Raw genomic sequence first — 21848 nt, forward strand, 5'->3', positions numbered from 1 at the left:
ACGGTGGGTTCAATTACTATTCCAAAGTCAAGAGCTCACTCATCGTCACAAATGTGTATCCTTCACGTTTCAGCGCATCGAGAACTTTCGGCAATCCCTCGGCTGTAGACTCATGAATATCGTGCATCAGTACAACAGCATTCGGATGGACATTATCCATAATCAAGCGATACATTTGATCGGCATTACGATGACTCCAATCAAGAGAATCGACTGTCCACAACGCAAGGGTCTGCTCCCTTGTTTTAAGAATTTGCTCAATCATTTCATTTTTTGCTCCGTATGGTGGACGAACTAATGCTGAACGTCCTCCTGTCAGCCTCTCAATTCGTTCATCAACCTGTTTGAGTTCAACTTCCATTCCCTTCTCAGACAATTGTGTCAAATCCGGGTGATGTTCAGTATGGTTTGCTAGCTCATGTCCTGACAACGCTACTTGCTTCGCCACATCAGGATAGAATTCCATCTGACTCCCTAACATAAAGAACGTAGCACGCGCTTGGTATTTCTCAAGTGCCTCAAGAATGTTAGGTGTGACTACCGGATGTGGTCCATCATCGAACGTCAGCGCAACATATTTCCCATTGGGTTCAAGCGGCTTATTTGAGGGACTCATGATTGGAGAATCCTCTTCTTGTGCAGCGGACGCATTTAATTTGGATAACAAAAACGGCTCAACTTCCTTCATCGGGATATGAACTTCTACCACACCCGCTGCTCCCGCTGTCACTTCATACTCATCAAACATGACAACTAGACCAGAGGATGTCAGTATCCACTTCGTCGATTTAGGGTGTTTAATCGCTTCACGTAACTGATCTTCAAATACGTATTCTTGATTTTGCAATTGTGTGATGACGCTACTCTGAAACCATTCTAAAACATGTTGATCATCACGTAAGACATCATCCCATTCAATGAATGTACCGTCCGAAAGGTTCAACCGAAATACATCGACGTTAGTTTGACCATTCGCTCCACCGGTGAATGCATAAGTATAGGCGACTAGCGTGTATTCAGTCTGATTCGTTTGATATGTATCGGTCTGGATATTTAAGTGACCCTTTTGACCGTGATTAGGGGTTAAGTTGTGTTGAAACGCTTCTTTCTTTTCTAAAATGAACGCATCAAGCTCATCGTTTAGCACTTCATAATCTGTTCTTGGAAGAGAGATTGCTGTCGTATATGCTTTTGCTTGTTCACTTTCTACCGTTAAATGTAACCCGGGGTATTGTCCAGTAAAGGATGATGTCGGAACTTTTTTAATCGTCGGGGCGGATCCGATGATGTAATACCATGTACCCATTCCAATCAATAACATCAAAATAACTAACATGTGTCGTTTCATTCTTGCTCTCTCCTATTTAATTTCATCGATTCGATTGTAACAAACTCATTACGACTGAAATCGTCAATATGGTGACAAATATATACAAAATCATACAAAACAGGTACGAAGTCTTTAAATAGATTTCGTACCTGTTTTCATCCATATGAAAGTCCTCACCTTATTCGTGTGTCTCGTTCGAATCCCCTTTTTTTCGTTTGCGCCAAATGAACGCGAGGATTAAGACGAGCAAACTCGCCATGACGGAAGCGATGGCGATTGGACTCGAATCCGTCATAAACAATTGTCCGATGGAGACAGAGTAGGCAAGCCCGAACGATGTGACGAGTTTCGCGCCGAACGCGATGCCCGCGAAACGCGGGAACGGCACGCGGCTAAACCCGGCGGCGAGACAAATGACCTCGTCCGGTAAAATCGGAATAATGAACAAGACGAGCAAGATGCCAAGGCCATACTTCTCGACATATCGATCGTACGTCTTCAACTTCTCCTTATCGACCCAGCGGATGATTCGCTCTCGGCCGAATCGTGCCAATCCATACATGACGAAGATACCAAGCGTGGTCGCAATACTCCCAACCAGAGCGGCACGAAATGGACCGAGCGCCACACTCCCAATCGGCACACTGACCGCTTCTGGGACCGGTAAGGCGATTGGCTGTAGAAAGCTGAATGCCGCGAACACCCAAACCGCCTGACGCTCATACTGTTCTAATAGACGATCCAGTCCATACGTATCGTATAAGACAAGTCCAAATGATACGTAATAGACGAACATGAAGATTAAAAAAAGAGAAAATGTGATTTTCCACATCTGCTTCAAGATGACATTCGAGCCGTCGCGTATCGCTCGAAGTAGCCCGCCCGAGAGCGCGAGCAAGACAACGCCCGTCCACCCGAGTTGATACGGCAATAGGAGGGAAGGTAAGACAACGAATGGCAACAGACTGAGCGCGACAAGCCCCAATCCATATCCAAGATAAATCGAATGTCGTTCTTTCATGAGCCACCACCCTCTCCCCGTTCTACTTCTAGTGTACCCAGAAAGTGAAGGTGATGTATCCTGCCAAGGACGTCTTGCACCTCATGCTTTTGATGTAGAAAAGCCACGATTCAATCATATCGTGGCTTTCGTACGTTGCTTATTCTCCAAGTGATGCTTGGATGAAATCATGGAATAGACGTTGTGGGCGTTCCGGACGTGAGATGAGCTCTGGGTGGAACTGTGATGCCACGAACCACTTGTGTTCTGGAATCTCAATGATTTCCACGAGACGACCGTCTGGGCTCGTACCTGAGAACTTGAATCCTTCCGCTTCGAATGCTTCACGGTATTCGTTATTGAACTCATAACGGTGACGGTGACGTTCGTATACGAGTTCTTGGTCGTATGCCGCGTGTGCTTTCGTCCCTGTTTCAAGTTTACATGGGTACAATCCGAGACGGAGTGTACCTCCAAGGTCTTCGATGTCTTTTTGCTCTGGAAGAAGGTCGATAATCGGATACGGTGTCGATGGGTCGATTTCAGCCGTATGTGCACCGTCCAACTTCAAGACGTTACGTGCAAACTCGACCGTAGCAAGTTGCATCCCGAGACAAATCCCGAAGAATGGAACGTTGTTTTCACGTGCGAAACGTGTCGCTTCGATTTTCCCTTCGATTCCACGCTCACCAAATCCACCTGGGACGAGGATACCGTCTGCATCACCAAGGATGTCCGAGACGTTTTCAGCCGTCACGTCCTCTGCGTTGACCCAGTCAATGTCGATATCTGCATTAAACGCATAACCCGCATGCTTGAGCGATTCTGCGACCGAGATATAGGCATCACGCAATTCGACATATTTTCCAACGAGTGCGATTTTCACTTTCTTCTCAAGATGCGTGACCGTGTGAACGAGTTCTTTCCATGCCGTCATATCCGCAGCCGGTGTGTTGAAGCCGAAGTAATCGTTGACAAGTTGGTCCATCCCTTGTTTTTGAAGGTTAAGTGGTACTTCATAAAGCGTCGATGCGTCTTGCGCCTCGATGACTGCTTCTTTACGCGTATCACAGAAGAGCGCAATTTTCTCACGCATGTCTTCCGGAATATCATGCTCCGTGCGGAGGACGATGATGTCTGGCTGAATCCCGTAGCTGCGAAGTTCTTTGACGCTATGTTGTGTCGGTTTTGTTTTCAATTCGCCTGCCGCGCGGAGGTAAGGAACGAGTGTACAGTGGACGTACATGACGTTCTCTTTGCCGATATCATTTTTCACTTGGCGAATCGCTTCGATGAACGGAAGGGATTCGATATCCCCCACTGTTCCACCGATTTCTGTGATGACGACATCGGCGTTCGTTTCGCGTCCCGCACGGAAGACACGGTCTTTGATTTCGTTCGTGATATGCGGAATGACTTGAACCGTTCCGCCGTTATAGTCTCCACGACGCTCTTTCTTCAAGACAGTCGAATAAATGCGCCCTGATGTGACGTTCGCGTTTTGCGACAAGTTGATGTCGATGAAACGCTCATAGTGTCCGAGGTCAAGGTCAGTCTCCGCACCATCATCTGTGACGAATACTTCTCCGTGTTGATACGGGCTCATCGTACCTGGGTCGATGTTGATATATGGGTCAAACTTTTGAATCGTCACGTTGAGTCCACGATTTTTGAGTAGACGTGCGAGTGAAGCTGCCGTGATCCCTTTACCGAGCGAAGAAACTACCCCGCCTGTTACGAAAATGTACTTTGTCATGTTTCTTTCTCCTCTCTTAAATACCAACCGTCGGAAAACGAAAAAACAAAAAAAGCAAAAGTGCCCCCGTGAATGGAGGACACTTTTGCTGCATCGTTACGTGCTAAACTAGCCCATGACTAATTTACGCCAGAGACGATACAGTCGTCAAGATATTATTTTTTCTTTTTTTCATGTTGTTCAAAATCATTAAAAAAGAAAAAGAGACACGCCTAGCCGGGCCCAATGCCCGGCTTTTTGCGGTCTCTTATAAATCATCCTCGTCTTCGAGATCGAGGTCGTCGTCCAAATCATCATCCTTGAAGTCATCTAGGCCATCAACTTTTTCTTGTTCGCCCGCATCGTCAAATTCAGTTGAATCGTAATCTTCAACTTTTGCGAATACATCCAAGTCATCTTCGATGTCGACGATACCTTCGTCTGCCTCTTCGAACTCTTCTTCGAATTCGTCAAGTTCACCACGTTGACGTGCTTCGATGACGAGATCTTCATCCGACTTGTCGAATGGATACCATACGCGAAGCGCCCAGCGGTTTGCACCTAAGTTGACGAACAACCCGTCGATGTTCAAATCGGTGTAAAGTTGTGCGATTTTCTCGAGTTCTTCCTCTTCACTCGCAAACGTATAATTTTGCTTGATTTTTTCGCGAATCTCATCAAAAGAAACAGGCTGCTCGCCAGTTTCTTGGAGAAGTTCATAAACGAAATCAATCAACGATTTATTCATTAAAGGACACTCCTTTTCCGTCACTAGTTAAACATCACTCCTCATTATAAACAAAAGCGATATGAAAAAGCTAGAGTAAATTATGATTCGTGTGATGTCTTGGCTTTGATTCGGAACCAGTACAGACTAATCAATCCGATAGTGAACTACTCGCCACTTATTTGCTTCGCAAATTGAAGTGGGAGCTTCTTGGGAAGACCGCACTTTTACTAGCCACGGTTGTTTACCAAGCTCGTCGGATGGTTCCCACCCTGAAGGAATTCGTTTTAGTTTGCCAACATCAACAGGTTGATGCCCGCATTAATGTCGCGGTCATGATGAGCGCCACACGTACACGTCCATTCGCGTACATCCACTGTTTTCTTCTCGCCTTTTTCGCCGCAGGAAGAGCAGATTTGCGTCGATGCGTACCATTGATCCGCCTTGATGAGCGTCCGTCCGTAGAACTTACACTTGTATTCTAGCTGTCGGACGAACTCATACCAACTGACGTCGGCGATCGATTTGGCGACCTTGTGGTTCTTCATCATGTTGTTCGATTTCAATGTCTCCACGACGATGACTTGGTTCTCGTCAACGATTCGTTTCGACAATTTATGAAGAAAGTCTTTGCGTTGGTTTGCGATTTTCTCGTGTCTCCTGGCGAGAATCAGCCTGGCCTTCTCTCGGTTCTTGCTCCCGATCTTCTTTCGTGACAAAGCGCGCTGCGCCTTCTTGACCTTCTCTTCCGACTTGCGAAGGAAGCGAGGATTGTCAATCTTGTTTGAAACCATCTCGTCATTTGTCATGATGGCGAAGTGTTCAAGGCCGAGATCGATACCGATTTTACTTTTGGCAGGAATCCAATTTTTCTCATCTTGATCGACGAGGATGGAGACGAAGAACTTGCCCGTCTTCGTCATCGAGACCGTCACGGACTTGATGACCCCCTCGAAAGGACGATGTTGGTTGAACTTCACGAAGCCGATCTTAGGGAGTTTCACCTTCCCGTCCTCGATCCGGACGCTACCGTTCTGATTGTTGGTCGTGTAGGAGGCGCGGTCACTGTGCTTCGATTTGAACTTCGGGAAACCGACAGACCTGTCCCGGAAGAAGTTGGCGTATGCCTTGTTCAGATCCATCTGGGCGTTGGCAAGGGACAGACTGTCGACCTCTTTCAAGAAAGGGAATTCGGGCTTGTACTTCGCCGGGGTCGGGAGCTTCTGTTTCGCGTCAGGCTTCAGCTTCGACTCTTCATGCAGCCGGATACGCTCTTCGAGCATCTTGTTGTACACGAAACGGACGCAACCGACCGTCTTTATGAAGTATTCTTGGTGTAGCTTTGTCGGATATAGTCGAAACTTGTACGCCTTCAGCAACGTGATCACTCCTTCCCTTGTTTTTCGATGTATTGCCTGATGACGTCGATCGTCACACCGCCGGTCGTCACGAGGCAGTAGCTTCGAGACCAGAACATTTCTTTCCACAGTCGTCTCTTGACGTGTGGAAAGTCTCGTTTGATCAGTCGGCTGCTGGCGCTCTTGTAGGCGTTCAGAAACTTCGACATCTCTGTGTTCGGGTGGGCTTTGAACAACACATGGACGTGATCACCGTCATGATTCCATTCGGCCAGTGTGATATGGTATGACGCGCCGATCCGTTCGAACGTTCGTCTCGCGAACTCCGAGACGTCGTCGTCAATCACCTTGCGTCTATATTTGACTACCAAGACGAGGTGATAATCCAGAAGAAAGACTGAATGTTTATTTGTATCCATTTTCATTGATATATCAGTCCTTTTGATTGGTTGCACTGATTATATCAAGCACATATATTTTTGCCAAGACGGGCGATTCATCTCCCATCTACGCTGGGCTTCGCCCCCAGACGCTTAGAGGAGGGAGAATTCTCGCCTACTATTGTTAAAAACGTGTTTTTTGAACCGCGTCGACCGATGACATACACCTACAGTAAAAGACCTGACATACTGGCCACATAAAAAATTAAAAATGGAATGAGACGTCCGACACCTTCTTCGACCGCCATGATGGATAAGAACAAAATCTGTGGAAGAATTTGACTACTTAGGGCACTTACAATCGTCAACAGGATCACTATGTTTTTCATAAGTCCACCCATCACTGAAACTGGAATATTCTACTCCTCATTTTTCCTTTTCCAGTTCTATTTGTCGATGAACCTGTTTTGCAACACATTGACTTCTTAGCTTCTTCATATTTCTGCCGATATAGAAGAGAACGCCACTTTAGATATGAAATAGAAGGAGAATAAAAATATGGCATTTTTTCTTAAGACAACCTCAAAAGATTTCGTTGCTTCCGAAGGCTTTCCTGAGATTCACACAATCGCTAAACCAGCCGACTCGAGCTTAAACGGGCGCGCACACTATATGGGATATACATCATCTCAAGTGAAACGGCTACAAGACATGGCTCCACTCGTCGAGTCCGTCCTAGACGAGGTACTCGAAAATGTACTTGACCACTTAATGCTTCAACCAGAGATGGTTCAAATTGCGAATGGCTCGTCGACACGAGAACGTTTAAAAAATGTATTTGCTGCTTATTTCCGTAGTCTGTTAACCGGGAACATCGATGATAAATTTTTAGCAATGCGGAAGCGAATGGGACAAACCCATCACCATTTTTCAGTCCCCGTCGTCTGGTTTTTGGCAACATACTCGGCGTTTAACACCTTGCTCATCCCGAAAGTGGTCGAAACGTATCAACACGATCCGGCCGTTCTGACCGAATCCCTTTTGGCTCTGTCACACGCGATGAACTTGGACGCTCAAATCGTGACCGAACAATATGTGAACGCCCGTCTCGATGAGCTTGAGTCTGCGAACCAATCCCGTGCCGCTCTATTAAGTGACGTGTCACGCGTCAGTACAGAAGTGGCGACGACAATGGAGCATACAGGGCAAGCTATGTCCGATACAAGCAATCGCGCTCATCAAGTCTTGGCAGAGACGGAACAAACAGAAAAGATGAGTCGCCACTTGATGACGTTGACTCATACAAGTGGAGAACAAATTGAACAGATGGAAGCTGAATTCAAACAGTCGGCTACCTATGTCGATACCTCACTCGATCGAATAACAGCTTTGAAGGACGGTTCTCAAGATATCGTCAGCATGACGCGAAGCATCGAACAAATTGCCAATCAAACCAACTTACTCGCCTTGAACGCTTCGATTGAAGCGGCCCGTGCAGGTGAACACGGCAAAGGGTTCGCCGTCGTCGCCACCGAAGTACGCACACTCGCGGAGAACGCGAAACAACTGAGCAGTCAAATCAATGCGCTCATTCATGAGAATGAGGCGAACATCGCGGCTCTCCTCGATCAAATGGGTCACATGCATCGGACGAACGATGAAGCGATGCGTCAACTAAACGCCGTCAAAGTTGGGTTTTCGACCGTCCAAGAAGAGATGGGACAATACGTCCTTTCTTTCGAACGAAACAAACAAGACCTCGGGCAGATGGTCGAAACCATTTCATCCATCAACGAGACGACACAAGGGTTATCTCACTTGACCTCCTCTCTTTTATCTACTTCCGAAATGCAGTAAACAAATAAGGCACGGTCCGCGGACCGTGCCTTCCTGTATTATTGGACAACCGGTTCTGGGATCACGATGGCTTTCAGCGAACGATCGAGCAATTCGACGACGTCGAACGTGCCGACCGTCTCATCGACTTCCTTCGCTTTCGTTCCATCTGACAACATCGTCAAGCAGTACGGACACGCCGAACCGATGACGGTCGGTTTCGTCTCAAGTAACTGCTCCGTTCGAGCCACGTTGACACGTGTCCCGACTTTTTCTTCTTGCCACATGAGACCACCACCCGCTCCACAGCACATACCGTTTTCACGGTTACGCGTCGCTTCGACGAGTTCGACACCAGGAATCCGCTCGAGGACGAACCGCGGTGCATCGTATATGCCGTTGTAACGACCGAGATAGCAAGAATCGTGGTAGACGACACGCTCATTCACTTGAAGATCCGGTTGGATTCGACCCGTATCGAGCAACTCGGCGAGTAATTCCGTATGGTGATACACTTTCACATCAGTCAAACCAAAGTCTGGATACTCATTTTTGAATGTGTTGTAGGCGTGTGGGTCGACCGTGACGATTTTCGTCACCCCACACTTCTCAAACAGTTTAATGTTCGTTTCAGCGAGTTCTTGGAAGAGTAACTCATTCCCAATTCGACGTGGTGTATCCCCTGAGTTTTTCTCTTCATTTCCGAGAATGGCAAATGAGACGCCCGCCTTGTTCAACACGCTCGCAAAGCTTTGCGCGACTTTTTGGCTACGGCTATCGTAAGAGCCCATCGCGCCGACCCAGAAGAGATACTCGAACTCTTCTCCTGCTTTTTTCTTCTCTTTCGCCGTCGGGATGACGAGTTCTGTATCCTTGCGCCAGTTCTCGCGTTCTTTTCGGTTCATTCCCCACGGGTTTCCTTGACGCTCGATATTTGCGACCGTTCGCTGCGCCTCAGGGTCCATCTTCCCTTCCATCATGACGAGGTAGCGACGAAGGTCGATGATTTTATCGACGTGCTCGTTCATGACCGGACATTGATCTTCACAATTGCGGCATGTCGTACACGCCCATATTTCTTCTTCTGTGATGACGTTGCCGATCAATTCGTCTGCGACGAGCATATGACCGTCTTGCGCCGCTGCTGCGATTTCAGCACCTTGCGTGTTTTGGAACATGAGGGCCGGTGCCCACGGTGATTTTCTCGTGACCGCCGCACCTTTCATATTCATATGGTCACGAAGCTTGACGATCAAGTCCATCGGCGACAACATCTTCCCAGTTCCTGTTGCCGGACATACATTCGTACAACGTCCGCATTCGACACAGGCGTATAGGTCGACGAGTTGCTTCTGGTTGAAGTCTTCAATCTTGTTGACCCCGAAGACGATCTCTTCATCCGACTCTTCCGCTTCTTCCATCGCTGAAAAATCGACAGGTGCCAAGCGTCCGACTTTATGGGTACGACCAAGCCAGACATTGAGCGTCCCAGCAATCAAGTGAGCGTGTTTGCCTTGCGGGATGTAGACCATGAAGCTGAGTAAGAATAAGAGGTGCATCCACCAAAAGACGACGAACAACGCGAATGCGACTGATCCTGGTACCCAAGCAAACGCTGAACCGATGAGTGTCGCGACCGGTTCGCCCCACATCGGAAGCTCTTCTTTATAGACGAGGTAAAACCCGTTCCCGAACAAGACGGAAACCATCAGCCCGCCAATGAAGATGAGGGCGAGACCTGCTAAAAAGTTTCGTTTCAAGCGTACAAGCTTCTCGACGTAACGACGGTAGAACCCCCAAACGACCGCGACGAGAATCATGAGCATGACGATTTCTTGCATGAACGTAAAGATTGGATAGAGCGGACCGAGCGGGATGTGTGGGAAACGTGTTCCGACCGCTAGTCCTTTCCAAATAAAATCAATCGCCCCAAATTGGACGAGGATGAAGCCATAAAACATCATGACGTGAATTGCGCCACTCTTCTTATCTTTTAACAATTTCTTTTGACCGAACACGTTGATCATGACCTGTTCGAGTCGTTCTTTGTTCGTTTGGTTCCATTCTGCCTTCTTCCCCAGCTTGATGAACGTATAGCGCTGATGAACCAGCGTAGCAAATAAATACACACCATAGCCGAAGACGAGCAAGAATAGAATCCAGTTGACGATTAAAAATGTAGACATCCCCAAAACTCCCCCTTATGAAAACGGATTCAATCTTGAATTCAGTATATCAAATGATGAATGAACAGTCATTCATTTTTGCGAAGTTCTCATCAGAAGTTTAGAAGATGTTTCAAAATAAGGAGTAAGCCGCCATAACTGAACACGGCCAAAACGAACGTGCGAAAGTGTAAATTCCGGTCGGACGGGAGTTCAAATTTCACGATGTTGAGAATCATCGCCCCGGCCACAAACGCAAAACAGAGCGCTTCGACGTGCGCGGCCAAGTCAATCCATAGTGAAACGAAACCTCCGAGTAAAATTCCACCACTCAACAAGTAGCGTCCTTGTCGCATATAGCGTTCCCCGTAATGGCGGTTCAAGTCATGACCGAGCGCCAAGAAGTGGACCCCGAGAGCCGTCGCATAGAAGCTTCTCGCGACGAACGTCACGGAATCCGCCGTCACCACATACGCTGAAAAGGTCATATATGTCGTGAGTAGTGTCACCTGTAGCCAATACGAGACAGCCCGGTCGACCGCCTCATCTTGGAAGTGAGGAGTTCGAACGAATCGCATGGTGCCATAAAATATTGTGAACCCGATGAGACTGACGATGTAAATCTCGGAAGGTAAGGCCAAATTCAGCCAGTCGACACGAAGCGTGTCCTGGCGTTTATTCAGCGACGGCAAGAGATACATGAAAAAGTACGTGATGGCGACCCCACTCGAGAATGAGAACCATTTCTTAGAAGGAACGGTCTCTTCCCGGAACAAATAGATGCCGAAGAAATTAATCAACGTCAAATAGATGATGATCCAGTTCGCCATCTCGTCTTCACCCTTTCAAGTCAATCCAAAACCGCTCGACAATCGTCCCATCTTCTTCCGTGTATGGTGTATCCGCAACGCCACCATTGTTTAAAATGACTTGACGTGAAGCAATATTCGTTCGGTTGCACGTGATGAGTGCACGCTCGATGCCGAGCTCTTTCACTTTCTCAAGCGCAAGTTGCAGTTGACGTGTGGCGAGTCCACGACCACGCGCGCTCGGTTTCACCCCGTACCCGACATGACCACCAATCTTCAAAAGCGACTCGTTCAACTCGTGACGAATGTTCGCCGCGCCGAGAAGTTCTTCCCCATCCGTGAGCCAATACGTCGTACTCGGGACCCAGCCTTCCTCAATATGTTCACGTAACTCTTTCTGGCGTAACGTGTTGACGTATGCCTCGAAGTCCATCGTCTCACGGTCGACTGAGGTCGGGACGATTCGTTCATCGCGCTCATGCCATTCCTGTAAAAACGCCAGAATCTGTTCTTTTTGTTCGACAGATGTTTTGATTAGTCTTAACATCACAATTCCCCCTTTATTCATTTCCATTCACGTTCTCTATTTGATTTCCTTGTTCCTTCATCTTAGAGAATGCTCACTCGAAATAAAATGGACGTTCTGATTGGATATTGTCCCCCTTTTAGGCATGAAAAAAAGCGCCATCTTGTTCAGATGACACTTTTCGTAGACTCACTCTTCGAGTCCGAGACGCTGCGGCATATGCGGAGCGAGTTGTCTCGCCTCTTCCAACCGACCTGCCTCGACGAGCGTATGGAAATGTAAAAACTGTTCATGTGATGCATCACTGATGGCCGCCAAATAATCGACGTACCGATCGTAGACCGCTTTGTCTTCAGGGCGTGCCTCAATGAGTGCGATATACAGGCGAACCGTATCCTCACCGTAAAGAAGAGGGAACTCGTCGTTCAATTGAAGCAGTTTATCAATCGAATTGACATCGATCCCGTTCTCCTGGTCGTAATGCACGATGACTTGTTCAGCATGGTCTTCGAGACGACCACGCCACTCTTCATACTCTTCTTCGTTCGTCTCGAGCATCTCGAACCAATCTTCATTTAACATCTCTTCAATCTTGTTTACACGTTCTGTAAAATTCATTCGTTCTCTCCTCCTTCAAACGTCCATGTGACGTGTACTTCATATATACCCACGTTTTCTTCATTCATGGACAATTCGTATACGAACGTACACGACTCTTCGGACACGTCGAGGCGCGATGTCGTCGTGGCCATCGTCATCGACATATATGCATTCTTGTATAGGCTTTGCGTGAAGCGCCCTTCGATGAATGAATGGTTCATCTCAATCGGTCCTTTGCAGATGAGCGCCAACCGTTCTGGTGTGTACTTGATTGTCGTCGGGACTGGTCCGTCCTCTTGTTGCTGGTCAAACATGAGAATAAATCCAGTCTTCAATGGATAGTATAATCCATCCATCGTTAACTCAATCGCTTCTGGAATATCACTCATCTGTGTTGTTTGCTGGACACGCACGCGAAGTGGTTCAATCGCCATGCTCATCCCCCTTTCCGTCAACTCATCGTACCACATCTTCCACATATCGTTCTATTGACATTGCTTCGTCTTCACGTAGACAAAGTGATTCATCCATTCATCGTTTTCATAGAAGAATCCTTCTCTTGTGCACTCGTACGACATTCCGACACGCTCTGTGAAATGGATGGATTCTTCATTGTCAAGATTGATATGTGTCTCGATACGCTAGAAAGACAACTCCAGAAAAAGACCGCAGGCAATGATGTGCCCGCGGTCTCCCTATGAAAAGTCAAAAGGTTAGCTTACTTTATACACACGGCCTTCGAATGGTTTCAAATGAAGGAGTGTTGATTCAACATCGCCTTTAATCGGCATATTGCTCAAGACGACATCTTTCGCACGAAGTGTTTGATCCATGTCAAACATCGTCTCTTTCGCCGTCAAGTTCGTGACGACGAGGTATTGCGTCTCCCCGAGCGTACGCGTATAAGCATACACTTCCGAGTGATCCGGTAAGACGACGTCATACGAACCGTATACAAACGTCTCATCACCTTTACGAAGTTGAATCATCTTTTTATAGAAGTTGAAGATCGAGTCCTCGTCTTCAAGCTGCGATTCGACGTTGATGTCTGTATAGTTCGGATTGATCCCGAACCACGGCTTCTCCGCGAACGTGAACCCGGCATTCGGAGCATCACTCCACTGCATCGGTGTACGCGTGTTGTCGCGTGACGAATTCCACGTGATGCGCATCATTTCGTCATGGCTCTTCCCTTGTTCGACGCCGATATAGTAGCGATTGCGTGTCGCGATGTCATCATATTGGTCAATCGACTCAAATTTGACGTTCGTCATCCCGATTTCTTGACCTTGATAGATAAACGGCGTCCCTTGCATGAGGAAGTACATCATCGCAATCGATTTTGCGCTCTCTTTCCAGTAACGCTCATCGTCTCCCCATTTTGAGACGGTACGCGTTTGGTCATGGTTTTCGACGTAAAGCGCGTTCCATCCGTCGGATTCAAGTCCTTTTTGCCATTTCGTCAACACGTTCTTCAAGTGGACGACATCGAGTTTCGAATCGGCATTTTCACTCCATAGGTCCATGTGTTCGAATTGGAAGACCATGTTCATCTTCCCTTCTTTTTCACCGACCCAAAGGTGCGCATCGTCAGGGTATACACCGTTCGCTTCACCGACTGTCATGATGTCATGTTTATTGAACGTCTCGTCACGTAGTTCTTCTAAATAGTCGTGAATCCCGTCCACGTTCATATGCATCTCAAACGACGGCACGAAATCGAGGTCGTTCGGGTTCGGTAAGTCGGCGAACGTCGGATTCTTGCGAATATGGCTGATCGCATCGACTCGGAACCCGTCGATTCCTTTTTCGAGCCACCAGTTGATCATATCGTACACGGCTGTACGCATCTGAGCGTTTTCCCAGTTGAGGTCCGGCTGTTTCTTCGAGAAGACATGCAAGTAGTATTGCTCTGTCGTCTCATCGAATTCCCAAGCCGACCCGCCGAAAATCGATTCCCAGTTGTTCGGCTTCGATCCATCCAGCTTCCCATCGCGCCAAATGTACCAGTCTCGTTTCGGATTGTCTTTTGAGCTCTTCGATTCAACGAACCATGGGTGCTCATCCGACGTATGATTGACGACGAGGTCGAGCAACAGTTTCATATCGCGCTGATGCACTTCGTCCAACAAGCGGTCAAAGTCTTCCATCGTGCCGAATTCGTCCATGATGTCTTGGTAGTCACTAATGTCATAGCCGTTGTCATCGTTTGGTGACTTATACATCGGACAAATCCAGATGACGTCAATGCCGAGGTCTTTCAAATAGTCGAGCTTATCAATGATTCCTTGGATGTCTCCTATTCCGTCTCCGTTCGCGTCGTAAAAACTGCGCGGATAAATCTGATAGGCGACGGCTTCTTTCCACCAGTTGCGTTTAAGCGTCTTTGTTTGTTTTTGTTGTTCTCGTTTTAAAAGTTGCATGTGATCTAGATACTCCTTATCCCAAAACTCACTGCTCTTCATATATAATCACCTTATCCGTGCTGTGAACTTTATATCATTAGCGCAATCGTTTGCACGTTGCAATAAATTTATCTTACCAAAAAACATTCAATGATACAAAGATGTTTCATCAGCATACTTAACGTGTACCCTACACGATTTTGAAAAGAAATGAAAGCGAGGTGTTTTATCATGTTTCGACCTGCTACATTTCGGGATTTCCCAGCAATCGATCACTTAATTCTGAAGAAAGCGAAAGAGTTTCAAGTCGCCGGGAAGTCACAATGGGTCAAGTATTTAGAGCCGAGCCGCTCGGATTATGTACGACACGATTTAACGAAAGGGTACGTGTTTGTATATGAACGTGACGCGCAAGTGGTCGGTTCGGTCAGTCTCATCCCACCGACCGATTGGGACCATAACCTATGGGAAGAACCGGACGATGCCGTTTACTTGCATCGACTCGTCACGGACTCAAGTTTAAAGGGTGAGCGGATTGGAGAGAAATTAATGGAATATGCGCTCTCCCATTCACCATCAACGATTCGGTTAGACTGTGTTGCCGACAACACCTTCTTGAATGGGTACTATCCTCAGTTCGGTTTCCGTTACATCGGGGAACGGAACGGATTTTCGTTATTTGAAAAACGGGCTTGACCTTGACGTGACGTCAACGTTTACGCTGAAGCTAAGGAGGTGAAGGGATGTACACCATCCAACAACTCGCGGCACTCGCAGGGACGACGACACGAACGCTTCGACACTATGACGCGATTGGTCTTCTCGTTCCCGCTCGCGATGATAACGGTTACCGGCGTTACATGTCGAGCGACGCAGAACGGTTGCAACTTATCTTGTTCTACCGAACACTCGATGTCCCCCTCGATCAAATCAGACAATTGCTTGATTCGACGACGTTCGACCGAATCGAGGTGTTGAGTGAGCATATCGAGGCGTTACGACAGAAGGCGGCTTATTTTGCGAAGTTGGCGGAGACCGCTGAAGCGACCCTCACCTCACTAAAAGGAGGGATCCCGATGGAAGACAAATCATTGTTCAACGGATTGTCTTATGAAGAGATTCAAGCACATGAGGCAAAGCATCAAGATGAGGTAAAGGAGCGGTGGGGGAACAGTTCAGCTTACAAAACCACACAAGAACGGGCGGCGAAGCGCTCGAAAACGGACTGGGAGCGCATGAATCAGATGCAACTCGATTTGATTGCGCCACTCGTCGACCTGTTCCGCTCACAAGTCGCAATCGAGGATGAACGGGTTCAATCGATTGTCAGAGACAATCATTTGTTCATCGACACACACTTTTACGATTGTTCGCTCGACATGTTCAGTGGACTCGGACAGATGTATGTGGCGGATGAACGATTCACCGAATCTTATGACCGTTTCGAGCCAGGTCTTGCTGCCTATTACAACGAAGCCATCCAATATTATTGTATCGTCAACAGTTAAGTCCAAGCCTCAGGCTTGGACTTTGATTTGTCGGTGGTCTGTTTTCATACTATCCATCGCTTCGATGTGTCGACGTAACATCGGTAAGACCGTTGTCAATTGTAGGTAAGGATATGTGGCAAAATTGTCGGTCCCACCTTTATAGATGACCACTCGCTCGAGAACCCGCCATCCTTGTGTGGTCCATTGTTCAAGCGTCGTCTCACAGAACGAAGGCTGATGTTGAATCGCCCAATACGCTTGTAGCTGTCCTTCCGCCATTGATGGACGTATCGTGAGAATCGGACACGGAAATTGATTCAATCGACTCGGCTCAATCGGCCCTGTCTCATGGACAACAATTAACTCTGGGGCAAGTTTTTCAAGCCACATCATCGTCTTATCATCGTTCAATGATGACACATGAATGATATGGTGGGGTGGAATCGATAGATCATTTAACGGATACCGTTTTCTCACTTCTTGAATACGCTTTTGACTCGTCCAACGCATAAACGGTGTCGCCCACCGAATGTATCGATGGATAAGCCATTCCTTGAGAGACTGCGGTCGATGTTCGGTTGGCCCATCTTCTTGAATGACATGTGTTACTCCAAAATTACGAATAGCATGATATACAAAAACAGACGTATGATGATCACTAATCATGAGCACAATGGGTCTAGTCATCTCCACATCCCTCCACACTTATCGCTTTCGATCCGTCACTTCTTGAATCCCAAGTTCATATAGAGCCCGCTTCCATGAACCAAAACGTCTTGACACTTTTGCCACACTCGGTTTATGAAATTGTTTCGCCCATTTTTGATAAGTAATCGCATTGAACGGGGTTAACACCCGATAGGCCTCATACAACGCTTGCACTATCTCCGCTTTCTCTTTCGCGGGTTGTACCGTGAAATGTTCTTCTTCTAAATGTTCGACCGCTTTTACAGCGAGACTCCATGACCCAAAGTGGGTAATAATATCACCTAATGAAGGGACGTTCCGACCAGCTGCCCATTGTTGATATTGACTGCTCGTTAACTTTCCTCCTTGTATCGATGCGAGCCGAAGCGCTTGTATAAAATCATGAGATTCATAACGCCTTGGTTCTAACAACCCTGACGCTTTCAAGGCACTTGTCCACGTCCCGTATACTTTCAAAATGTCTAGAAACGTGGGGGCATCTCGATTTTGGCTCCATCGCTGATATTGTGTCACCGTGAGGGATGGAGTCAGAGATGCAGCAGTTTGAAGCGCTTGAATGACCTTTGCTTCCTTCGTCATATATGTTCCTCCTCACACGCTTTTTTCTTTTATGAAAGAACGTGTATCAAGCACGGTTTGAATCACTTTTTGCTGTTCTCCAATCGTCATATTGGAGCTCGACGGTAAACAAATCCCGTTTTCAAATAATCGACGGCTGACATCTTCTCCATCGACTGTGACATATTCAGCATCTCGGTAGAGCGGCTGTAAATGCATTGGTTTCCACACAGGTCGTGATTCAATATCAGCCCCTGTTAAGTGTTGAATCAATTGATCACGGCTGACGACGTCTCGACCAAGTTGCATCGCAGTCAGCCAACGATTCGCACGCGAATACGGAACCTCTTGTTGGTACGTGACATCCATTTCCGAAAACATGCGTTCATATCGTTTAAAGACATTGCGTCGCGCACGTACCCGCTGTTCGATGACCTCTAACTGTCCACGACCGATACCTGCCGAGACATTACTTAAACGGTAGTTATAACCTACTTCCTCATGCTCATAGTGCAACTCATTCTCCCTTGCTTGTGTTGCGAGTTTTAACGCATGTTGACGTTGACTGTCAGAGCCGAGCAGTAGCATCCCTCCGCCTGATGTTGTGATGATTTTATTACCATTGAATGAATAAAAACCGATGTCTCCAATCGTACCGGTCATTAGACCTTGCCACGTCGAACCGAGTGACTCTGCGGCATCTTCAATCAACGGGACCTCAAATTCCTTACAAATCTGACGAATCTCACCGATTTTTGCGACCACCCCATATAGATGAACAACGATGACTGCTTTAGGTAATCGCCCTTTCGTAGCAGCTTGAACGAGTGCTTTCCGCAAAGCCTCCGGAGACATGTTCCACGTCTCATCTTCTGAGTCAATGAAGACCGGTGTTGCTCCGACGTAAAGGATTGGATTGACCGAAGCGACAAAAGTGAGTGTCTGACAAAAGACGAGATCGTTCTTCTCTATCCCGAGCGTCATCAAGGCAAGATGGAGCGCCGCCGTACCGGAGCTAGTTGCCAACATATGCGCATGATCGGTGTACTTTCCAAGTTCGTCTTCAAATGCGTTGACGTTCGGACCGAGTGGGGCAATCCAATTACTCGAGAACGCCTCCTCTACATAGATCATTTCTCGACCGGACATGTGCGGCTTTGATAATAGAATATTCATGTGCTCATGTCCTCCTTCATCATCGTTTGATAGGTGTCGTACCATTCAATCAATTCCTTCAACCCTTCATATAAGGATGTCTGAGGGTTAAAACCAGTCATAGCTTCTAGCGTAGGCAAATCTACTTCATGAAACACTTGATCACGAACCGGAAGCGTCAGGTTTACCGGATGATGCATCAAATATCCGACTTCAGTTAATAACGTTTGAACATGGACATAGTCGGAAGCGTTAATTCGAAACTGCCCAACGAGAGTCAAATCTGATTGAATGAGCCGTAGAACTCGAACGACTGTTTCAACCACATCATCGATATAAGAAGCTTTCACGATATCCGTTGCATAGTAACCAACCATACGATGACCTTGATCAATAGCGAGCACTACTTTTGAGAACAACGTAGTCGAATCGTCCCAAGGGCCGTAAACATCTTCTGTCACGAGGTGCAGTGCCGACGAGGAATGTCGTGTATCTTCGATTGGAAGGTCGAAAGTGATGAACGATGGGGCGGACACCCTATTTTTTTGACTTCTGATCAATTGCTTCACCTGTTCAAAGCGTTCCATCTCCCTCCCTGTATAAACACTTGAAGGTCCTCCACATAAGATGACGTGATTGGGCTCATACATCGTCATGACTTGACGCATATTCGGCCTGTGTAAAGTATCTGTTCGAATGAGATGAAACATTGGGTGAGACAATACGTAGAGTCGTTGCTTTGAGAGTTGATGTTTCGCTTGTCCTTCGTCATCGATTCCGATTACTTCGTAACCTTCTTTTAATAGACGTCGAGCAATATGAAATCCTTTAAACGTTGACACACCGACCACCATGACACGATTACTCATTGCACTCCCCCCTTTAATTTCCATCGGCGACGCGGATCCGCACTTGCTGGGCTGGGATGAATTCAAATCCACTTGCAAAGATTCGTTGCAAATCTCCATCAATATCATCGCTGTTCGCAACAAAAAGTAAGGCATCAGTCAGTGCTGCACTATTGTCTCTAAAGTGTTCGACTAACCGCAAAATAGGAGTCGCTGATGTGAATGGACGCGTGCAACCGACAAAGATTTTAGGGAAAATATTTGCCTCTGGGTCCAGTTCATTGGTAGCCAGTAACTCTTCGTATAATTTTTCGCCTGGACGGATGCCCGTCACTTCAATCGGAATTTGATCGGTGGTAAATCCACTGAGTTCAATCATTTTCTTGGCCAAGTCGATGATTTTTACCGGATTGCCCATATCAAGCACGAAAATTTCACCGCCTCGTGACAACACACTCGCTTGAATAACGAGTCGACTCGCCTCAGGAATCGTCATAAAGTAACGTGTCATCTCTGGGTGGGTTACGGTGACAGGACCGCCTCGTTCAATTTGCTCTTTAAAAAGTGGGACGACGGACCCACGACTACCGAGTACGTTACCAAACCGAACGACCGCGAAGATCGTCTCGCTCGATCGTGATTTTTCTTGAACAATCATTTCTGCGATCCGCTTTGTCGACCCCATGACGTTCGTCGGATTCACCGCCTTGTCGGTTGAAACCATCACGAATCGATCAACTCGATATTTGGAGGCAACATCAACCATATTTTTCGTTCCATACACGTTGTTTTTGACGGCTTCTAACGGATTGTCTTGCATTAATGGGACGTGTTTATGAGCCGCTGCATGGTACACAATTTCAGGACGATACATCTGAAAAACATACTCGAGGCGCTCTATGTCCTGCACGTCTCCGATGACCGGATGAAGCTTCGTCTCAAGTCCAAGACCGCTCAGTTCTTTTTCGATTAAATAAATACTGTTTTCACCATGTCCGAGAAGAATCATCTCGGCTGGTTTGAACTTGATCAATTGACGGCAAAGTTCTGAGCCGATTGACCCCCCAGCTCCAGTCACTAGAACGGTTGCGCCTTCTACATGTTTCGAGATACCAGAAATATCGAGTTGGACGGGCTCACGTCCCAACAAGTCTTCAATCTTCACTTCGCGGATTTCGTTGATTGAAACATTTCCAGTCGCAAGTTCCGATATCATCGGTAAAGCGTGGGATTCAACGCCTGTCTTCTCAATTCGTTTTAACAACTCGATTCGTCTTGTGTACGACAAGCTAGGAATCGAGAGAATCACAACTTCAATTCCTTGATCTTCGATGATTCGTTCTAATTCATCCGTCGTTCCAAGAATCGGAACACCATGAACGTATAACGACTCAAGCATCGAATCGTCATCGAGTATGCCCACTACGTGAAGTACTGTTGTTCGATACTCCTTCAATTCACGCACGATGAGTTGACCTGAGTTCCCGGCTCCGATGATGAGTGTTTTTCGACCTTGAGGAGAAGCATGTAGTTTAAACGTATGCAGAACATGGTTTCGTGCTAATACACGAGTAAACAGAATGAAGTTAAACGCAAGCAAGCCTTGAACGGCAATCATTACCCCAAGTCCGCGCCCAAATTGAATTTGATTGTAAGCGAATAAAATCAAGTCACTGCTAATCAACGCAATCGTCACTTGTTTCATTTCATGAATGGATGCGTAACGCCAATCGATTCGGTGAATTTTCAAAAGCATTCCGACGAACATAAAACTGATCATCTTGATGGATACCATCAGCATCAAATCGTAATTCGTTGCCGTATAAGGCATCACTCTCGAGAACAAAATATCAAACGTCATGTATAACACGATTGAAACGATTGCAATGTCGACACAGAAAAATAGTAAGTTTCTACGATTTCTCCGATATACGCTAACGAGTGTAGCCATCGTTTACTGCACCTCCAAATGTCTAAGTTGTTTGGTCTTGTTGGGTCATGGATTGTGCGAAGAATACGTTGATGATAGTAAACTACCCGAGTCGTTGTAACAAATTTAAGGATAATTCGAGCTTTTTGTTATTAATGAAATCGCTGTAACAAATAAGTTTACAAAGTTATTCTCACTATTTCATTCACATAATGAATAATTTCCCACCTAACGGGAATGAAAAGAATAAACCAAATAAAATTGGGTGTTGTTGACAACTGTGTTTTG

At 46.8% G+C, this 21848-nt stretch carries 21 protein-coding genes; 3 read left to right on the plus strand and 18 right to left on the minus strand.

What is annotated here, in order from left to right:
• Positions 1-16 precede the first annotated feature (16 nt).
• The 7 genes from KNO76_RS03355 to KNO76_RS03385 all read right to left on the minus strand — a co-directional run bounded on the left by KNO76_RS03355 (position 17) and on the right by KNO76_RS03385 (position 6919).
• A complete protein-coding gene (locus KNO76_RS03355; protein ID WP_214882528.1) occupies positions 17-1348 on the minus strand; it encodes a polysaccharide deacetylase family protein in 1332 nt (443 codons plus the stop codon).
• 160 nt (positions 1349-1508) lie between these two features.
• On the minus strand, positions 1509-2351 hold the full coding sequence (locus KNO76_RS03360; RefSeq protein WP_214882531.1) for a TVP38/TMEM64 family protein: 843 nt from the start codon (positions 2349-2351) through the stop codon (positions 1509-1511).
• 139 nt (positions 2352-2490) lie between these two features.
• Positions 2491-4086, minus strand: a complete 1596-nt coding sequence (locus tag KNO76_RS03365; protein ID WP_214882533.1) for a CTP synthase — start codon at positions 4084-4086, stop codon at positions 2491-2493.
• 247 nt (positions 4087-4333) lie between these two features.
• A complete protein-coding gene (rpoE, locus tag KNO76_RS03370; RefSeq protein WP_026825056.1) occupies positions 4334-4813 on the minus strand; it encodes a DNA-directed RNA polymerase subunit delta in 480 nt (159 codons plus the stop codon).
• Between the two features lie 266 nt (positions 4814-5079).
• Positions 5080-6171: an IS200/IS605 family element RNA-guided endonuclease TnpB gene (tnpB, locus tag KNO76_RS03375; protein WP_214882535.1), complete on the minus strand. Its 1092-nt coding sequence runs from the start codon at positions 6169-6171 to the stop codon at positions 5080-5082.
• A gap of 5 nt (positions 6172-6176) precedes the next feature.
• Positions 6177-6575 carry an IS200/IS605 family transposase gene (gene tnpA / locus KNO76_RS03380; protein ID WP_214882537.1) on the minus strand — a complete coding sequence of 133 codons (399 nt, stop codon included), beginning with the start codon at positions 6573-6575 and terminating at the stop codon, positions 6177-6179.
• A 182-nt stretch (positions 6576-6757) separates the two neighbouring features.
• Positions 6758-6919 carry a hypothetical protein gene (locus KNO76_RS03385; RefSeq protein WP_214882629.1) on the minus strand — a complete coding sequence of 54 codons (162 nt, stop codon included), beginning with the start codon at positions 6917-6919 and terminating at the stop codon, positions 6758-6760.
• A 169-nt stretch (positions 6920-7088) separates the two neighbouring features.
• On the opposite strand from KNO76_RS03385, the gene KNO76_RS03390 reads away from it, so the two are divergent.
• Positions 7089-8387 (plus strand): globin-coupled sensor protein, encoded by a 1299-nt coding sequence (locus tag KNO76_RS03390; RefSeq protein ID WP_214882539.1) that lies wholly within the window; start codon positions 7089-7091, stop codon positions 8385-8387.
• A 38-nt stretch (positions 8388-8425) separates the two neighbouring features.
• Here KNO76_RS03390 and KNO76_RS03395 read toward each other — a convergent pair whose 3' ends face one another.
• The 6 genes from KNO76_RS03395 to KNO76_RS03420 form a co-directional block, all read right to left on the minus strand.
• On the minus strand, positions 8426-10552 hold the full coding sequence (locus KNO76_RS03395; RefSeq protein ID WP_214882542.1) for a heterodisulfide reductase-related iron-sulfur binding cluster: 2127 nt from the start codon (positions 10550-10552) through the stop codon (positions 8426-8428).
• Between the two features lie 92 nt (positions 10553-10644).
• On the minus strand, positions 10645-11361 hold the full coding sequence (locus tag KNO76_RS03400; RefSeq protein WP_214882545.1) for a hypothetical protein: 717 nt from the start codon (positions 11359-11361) through the stop codon (positions 10645-10647).
• A gap of 7 nt (positions 11362-11368) precedes the next feature.
• Positions 11369-11887 carry a GNAT family N-acetyltransferase gene (locus KNO76_RS03405; protein ID WP_214882548.1) on the minus strand — a complete coding sequence of 173 codons (519 nt, stop codon included), beginning with the start codon at positions 11885-11887 and terminating at the stop codon, positions 11369-11371.
• A gap of 168 nt (positions 11888-12055) precedes the next feature.
• Positions 12056-12484, minus strand: coding sequence for a hypothetical protein (locus tag KNO76_RS03410; protein ID WP_026825050.1), 429 nt, complete (start codon positions 12482-12484; stop codon positions 12056-12058).
• On the minus strand, positions 12481-12900 hold the full coding sequence (locus tag KNO76_RS03415; RefSeq protein WP_214882551.1) for a YwiB family protein: 420 nt from the start codon (positions 12898-12900) through the stop codon (positions 12481-12483). Before KNO76_RS03415 ends, KNO76_RS03410 begins: the two co-directional genes overlap by 4 nt.
• 279 nt (positions 12901-13179) lie before the next feature.
• Positions 13180-14889, minus strand: a complete 1710-nt coding sequence (locus KNO76_RS03420) for a glycoside hydrolase family 13 protein (RefSeq protein WP_214882554.1) — start codon at positions 14887-14889, stop codon at positions 13180-13182.
• A 213-nt stretch (positions 14890-15102) separates the two neighbouring features.
• On the opposite strand from KNO76_RS03420, the gene KNO76_RS03425 reads away from it, so the two are divergent.
• The gene (locus tag KNO76_RS03425; RefSeq protein WP_214882557.1) at positions 15103-15567 is read left to right on the plus strand and encodes a GNAT family N-acetyltransferase; all 465 of its coding nucleotides are present in this window, start codon (positions 15103-15105) and stop codon (positions 15565-15567) included.
• Positions 15568-15614: 47 nt separating this feature from the next.
• The gene (locus tag KNO76_RS03430) at positions 15615-16379 is read left to right on the plus strand and encodes a MerR family transcriptional regulator (protein WP_214882561.1); all 765 of its coding nucleotides are present in this window, start codon (positions 15615-15617) and stop codon (positions 16377-16379) included.
• Between the two features lie 9 nt (positions 16380-16388).
• Here KNO76_RS03430 and KNO76_RS03435 read toward each other — a convergent pair whose 3' ends face one another.
• The 5 genes from KNO76_RS03435 to KNO76_RS03455 are packed head-to-tail and all read right to left on the minus strand — an operon-like array spanning position 16389 to position 21581.
• Positions 16389-17048, minus strand: coding sequence for a hypothetical protein (locus KNO76_RS03435; protein WP_214882564.1), 660 nt, complete (start codon positions 17046-17048; stop codon positions 16389-16391).
• Positions 17049-17066: 18 nt separating this feature from the next.
• Positions 17067-17648, minus strand: coding sequence for a hypothetical protein (locus tag KNO76_RS03440; RefSeq protein ID WP_214882567.1), 582 nt, complete (start codon positions 17646-17648; stop codon positions 17067-17069).
• A 12-nt stretch (positions 17649-17660) separates the two neighbouring features.
• Positions 17661-18803 carry an aminotransferase class I/II-fold pyridoxal phosphate-dependent enzyme gene (locus tag KNO76_RS03445; protein ID WP_214882569.1) on the minus strand — a complete coding sequence of 381 codons (1143 nt, stop codon included), beginning with the start codon at positions 18801-18803 and terminating at the stop codon, positions 17661-17663.
• Positions 18800-19651 carry an NAD-dependent epimerase/dehydratase family protein gene (locus KNO76_RS03450; protein WP_214882572.1) on the minus strand — a complete coding sequence of 284 codons (852 nt, stop codon included), beginning with the start codon at positions 19649-19651 and terminating at the stop codon, positions 18800-18802. Before KNO76_RS03450 ends, KNO76_RS03445 begins: the two co-directional genes overlap by 4 nt.
• 13 nt (positions 19652-19664) lie before the next feature.
• Positions 19665-21581 (minus strand): polysaccharide biosynthesis protein, encoded by a 1917-nt coding sequence (locus KNO76_RS03455; RefSeq protein ID WP_214882574.1) that lies wholly within the window; start codon positions 21579-21581, stop codon positions 19665-19667.
• Between the last annotated feature and the right edge of the window lie 267 nt (positions 21582-21848).

This window comes from Exiguobacterium sp. s101 (assembly GCF_018617835.1).
GTDB classification, from domain to species: Bacteria; Bacillota; Bacilli; order Exiguobacteriales; family Exiguobacteriaceae; genus Exiguobacterium; species Exiguobacterium marinum.

Bases quoted from the DNA above. Each gene is read 5' to 3' on its own strand.
- KNO76_RS03385 (WP_214882629.1), bottom strand. From the start codon at position 6,919: ATGAAAAACATAGTGATCCTGTTGACGATTGTAAGTGCCCTAAGTAGT.
- KNO76_RS03355 (WP_214882528.1), bottom strand. From the start codon at position 1,348: ATGAAACGACACATGTTAGTTATTTTGATGTTATTGATTGGAATGGGT.
- rpoE (WP_026825056.1), bottom strand. From the start codon at position 4,813: ATGAATAAATCGTTGATTGATTTCGTTTATGAACTTCTCCAAGAAACT.
- tnpA (WP_214882537.1), bottom strand. From the start codon at position 6,575: ATGAAAATGGATACAAATAAACATTCAGTCTTTCTTCTGGATTATCAC.
- KNO76_RS03410 (WP_026825050.1), bottom strand. From the start codon at position 12,484: ATGAATTTTACAGAACGTGTAAACAAGATTGAAGAGATGTTAAATGAA.
- KNO76_RS03420 (WP_214882554.1), bottom strand. From the start codon at position 14,889: ATGCAACTTTTAAAACGAGAACAACAAAAACAAACAAAGACGCTTAAA.
- KNO76_RS03415 (WP_214882551.1), bottom strand. From the start codon at position 12,900: ATGGCGATTGAACCACTTCGCGTGCGTGTCCAGCAAACAACACAGATG.
- KNO76_RS03445 (WP_214882569.1), bottom strand. From the start codon at position 18,803: ATGAATATTCTATTATCAAAGCCGCACATGTCCGGTCGAGAAATGATC.
- KNO76_RS03425 (WP_214882557.1), top strand. From the start codon at position 15,103: ATGTTTCGACCTGCTACATTTCGGGATTTCCCAGCAATCGATCACTTA.
- KNO76_RS03400 (WP_214882545.1), bottom strand. From the start codon at position 11,361: ATGGCGAACTGGATCATCATCTATTTGACGTTGATTAATTTCTTCGGC.
- KNO76_RS03450 (WP_214882572.1), bottom strand. From the start codon at position 19,651: ATGAGTAATCGTGTCATGGTGGTCGGTGTGTCAACGTTTAAAGGATTT.
- KNO76_RS03395 (WP_214882542.1), bottom strand. From the start codon at position 10,552: ATGTCTACATTTTTAATCGTCAACTGGATTCTATTCTTGCTCGTCTTC.
- KNO76_RS03365 (WP_214882533.1), bottom strand. From the start codon at position 4,086: ATGACAAAGTACATTTTCGTAACAGGCGGGGTAGTTTCTTCGCTCGGT.
- KNO76_RS03440 (WP_214882567.1), bottom strand. From the start codon at position 17,648: ATGACGAAGGAAGCAAAGGTCATTCAAGCGCTTCAAACTGCTGCATCT.
- KNO76_RS03455 (WP_214882574.1), bottom strand. From the start codon at position 21,581: ATGGCTACACTCGTTAGCGTATATCGGAGAAATCGTAGAAACTTACTA.
- KNO76_RS03360 (WP_214882531.1), bottom strand. From the start codon at position 2,351: ATGAAAGAACGACATTCGATTTATCTTGGATATGGATTGGGGCTTGTC.
- KNO76_RS03405 (WP_214882548.1), bottom strand. From the start codon at position 11,887: ATGTTAAGACTAATCAAAACATCTGTCGAACAAAAAGAACAGATTCTG.
- KNO76_RS03435 (WP_214882564.1), bottom strand. From the start codon at position 17,048: ATGACTAGACCCATTGTGCTCATGATTAGTGATCATCATACGTCTGTT.
- KNO76_RS03390 (WP_214882539.1), top strand. From the start codon at position 7,089: ATGGCATTTTTTCTTAAGACAACCTCAAAAGATTTCGTTGCTTCCGAA.
- KNO76_RS03430 (WP_214882561.1), top strand. From the start codon at position 15,615: ATGTACACCATCCAACAACTCGCGGCACTCGCAGGGACGACGACACGA.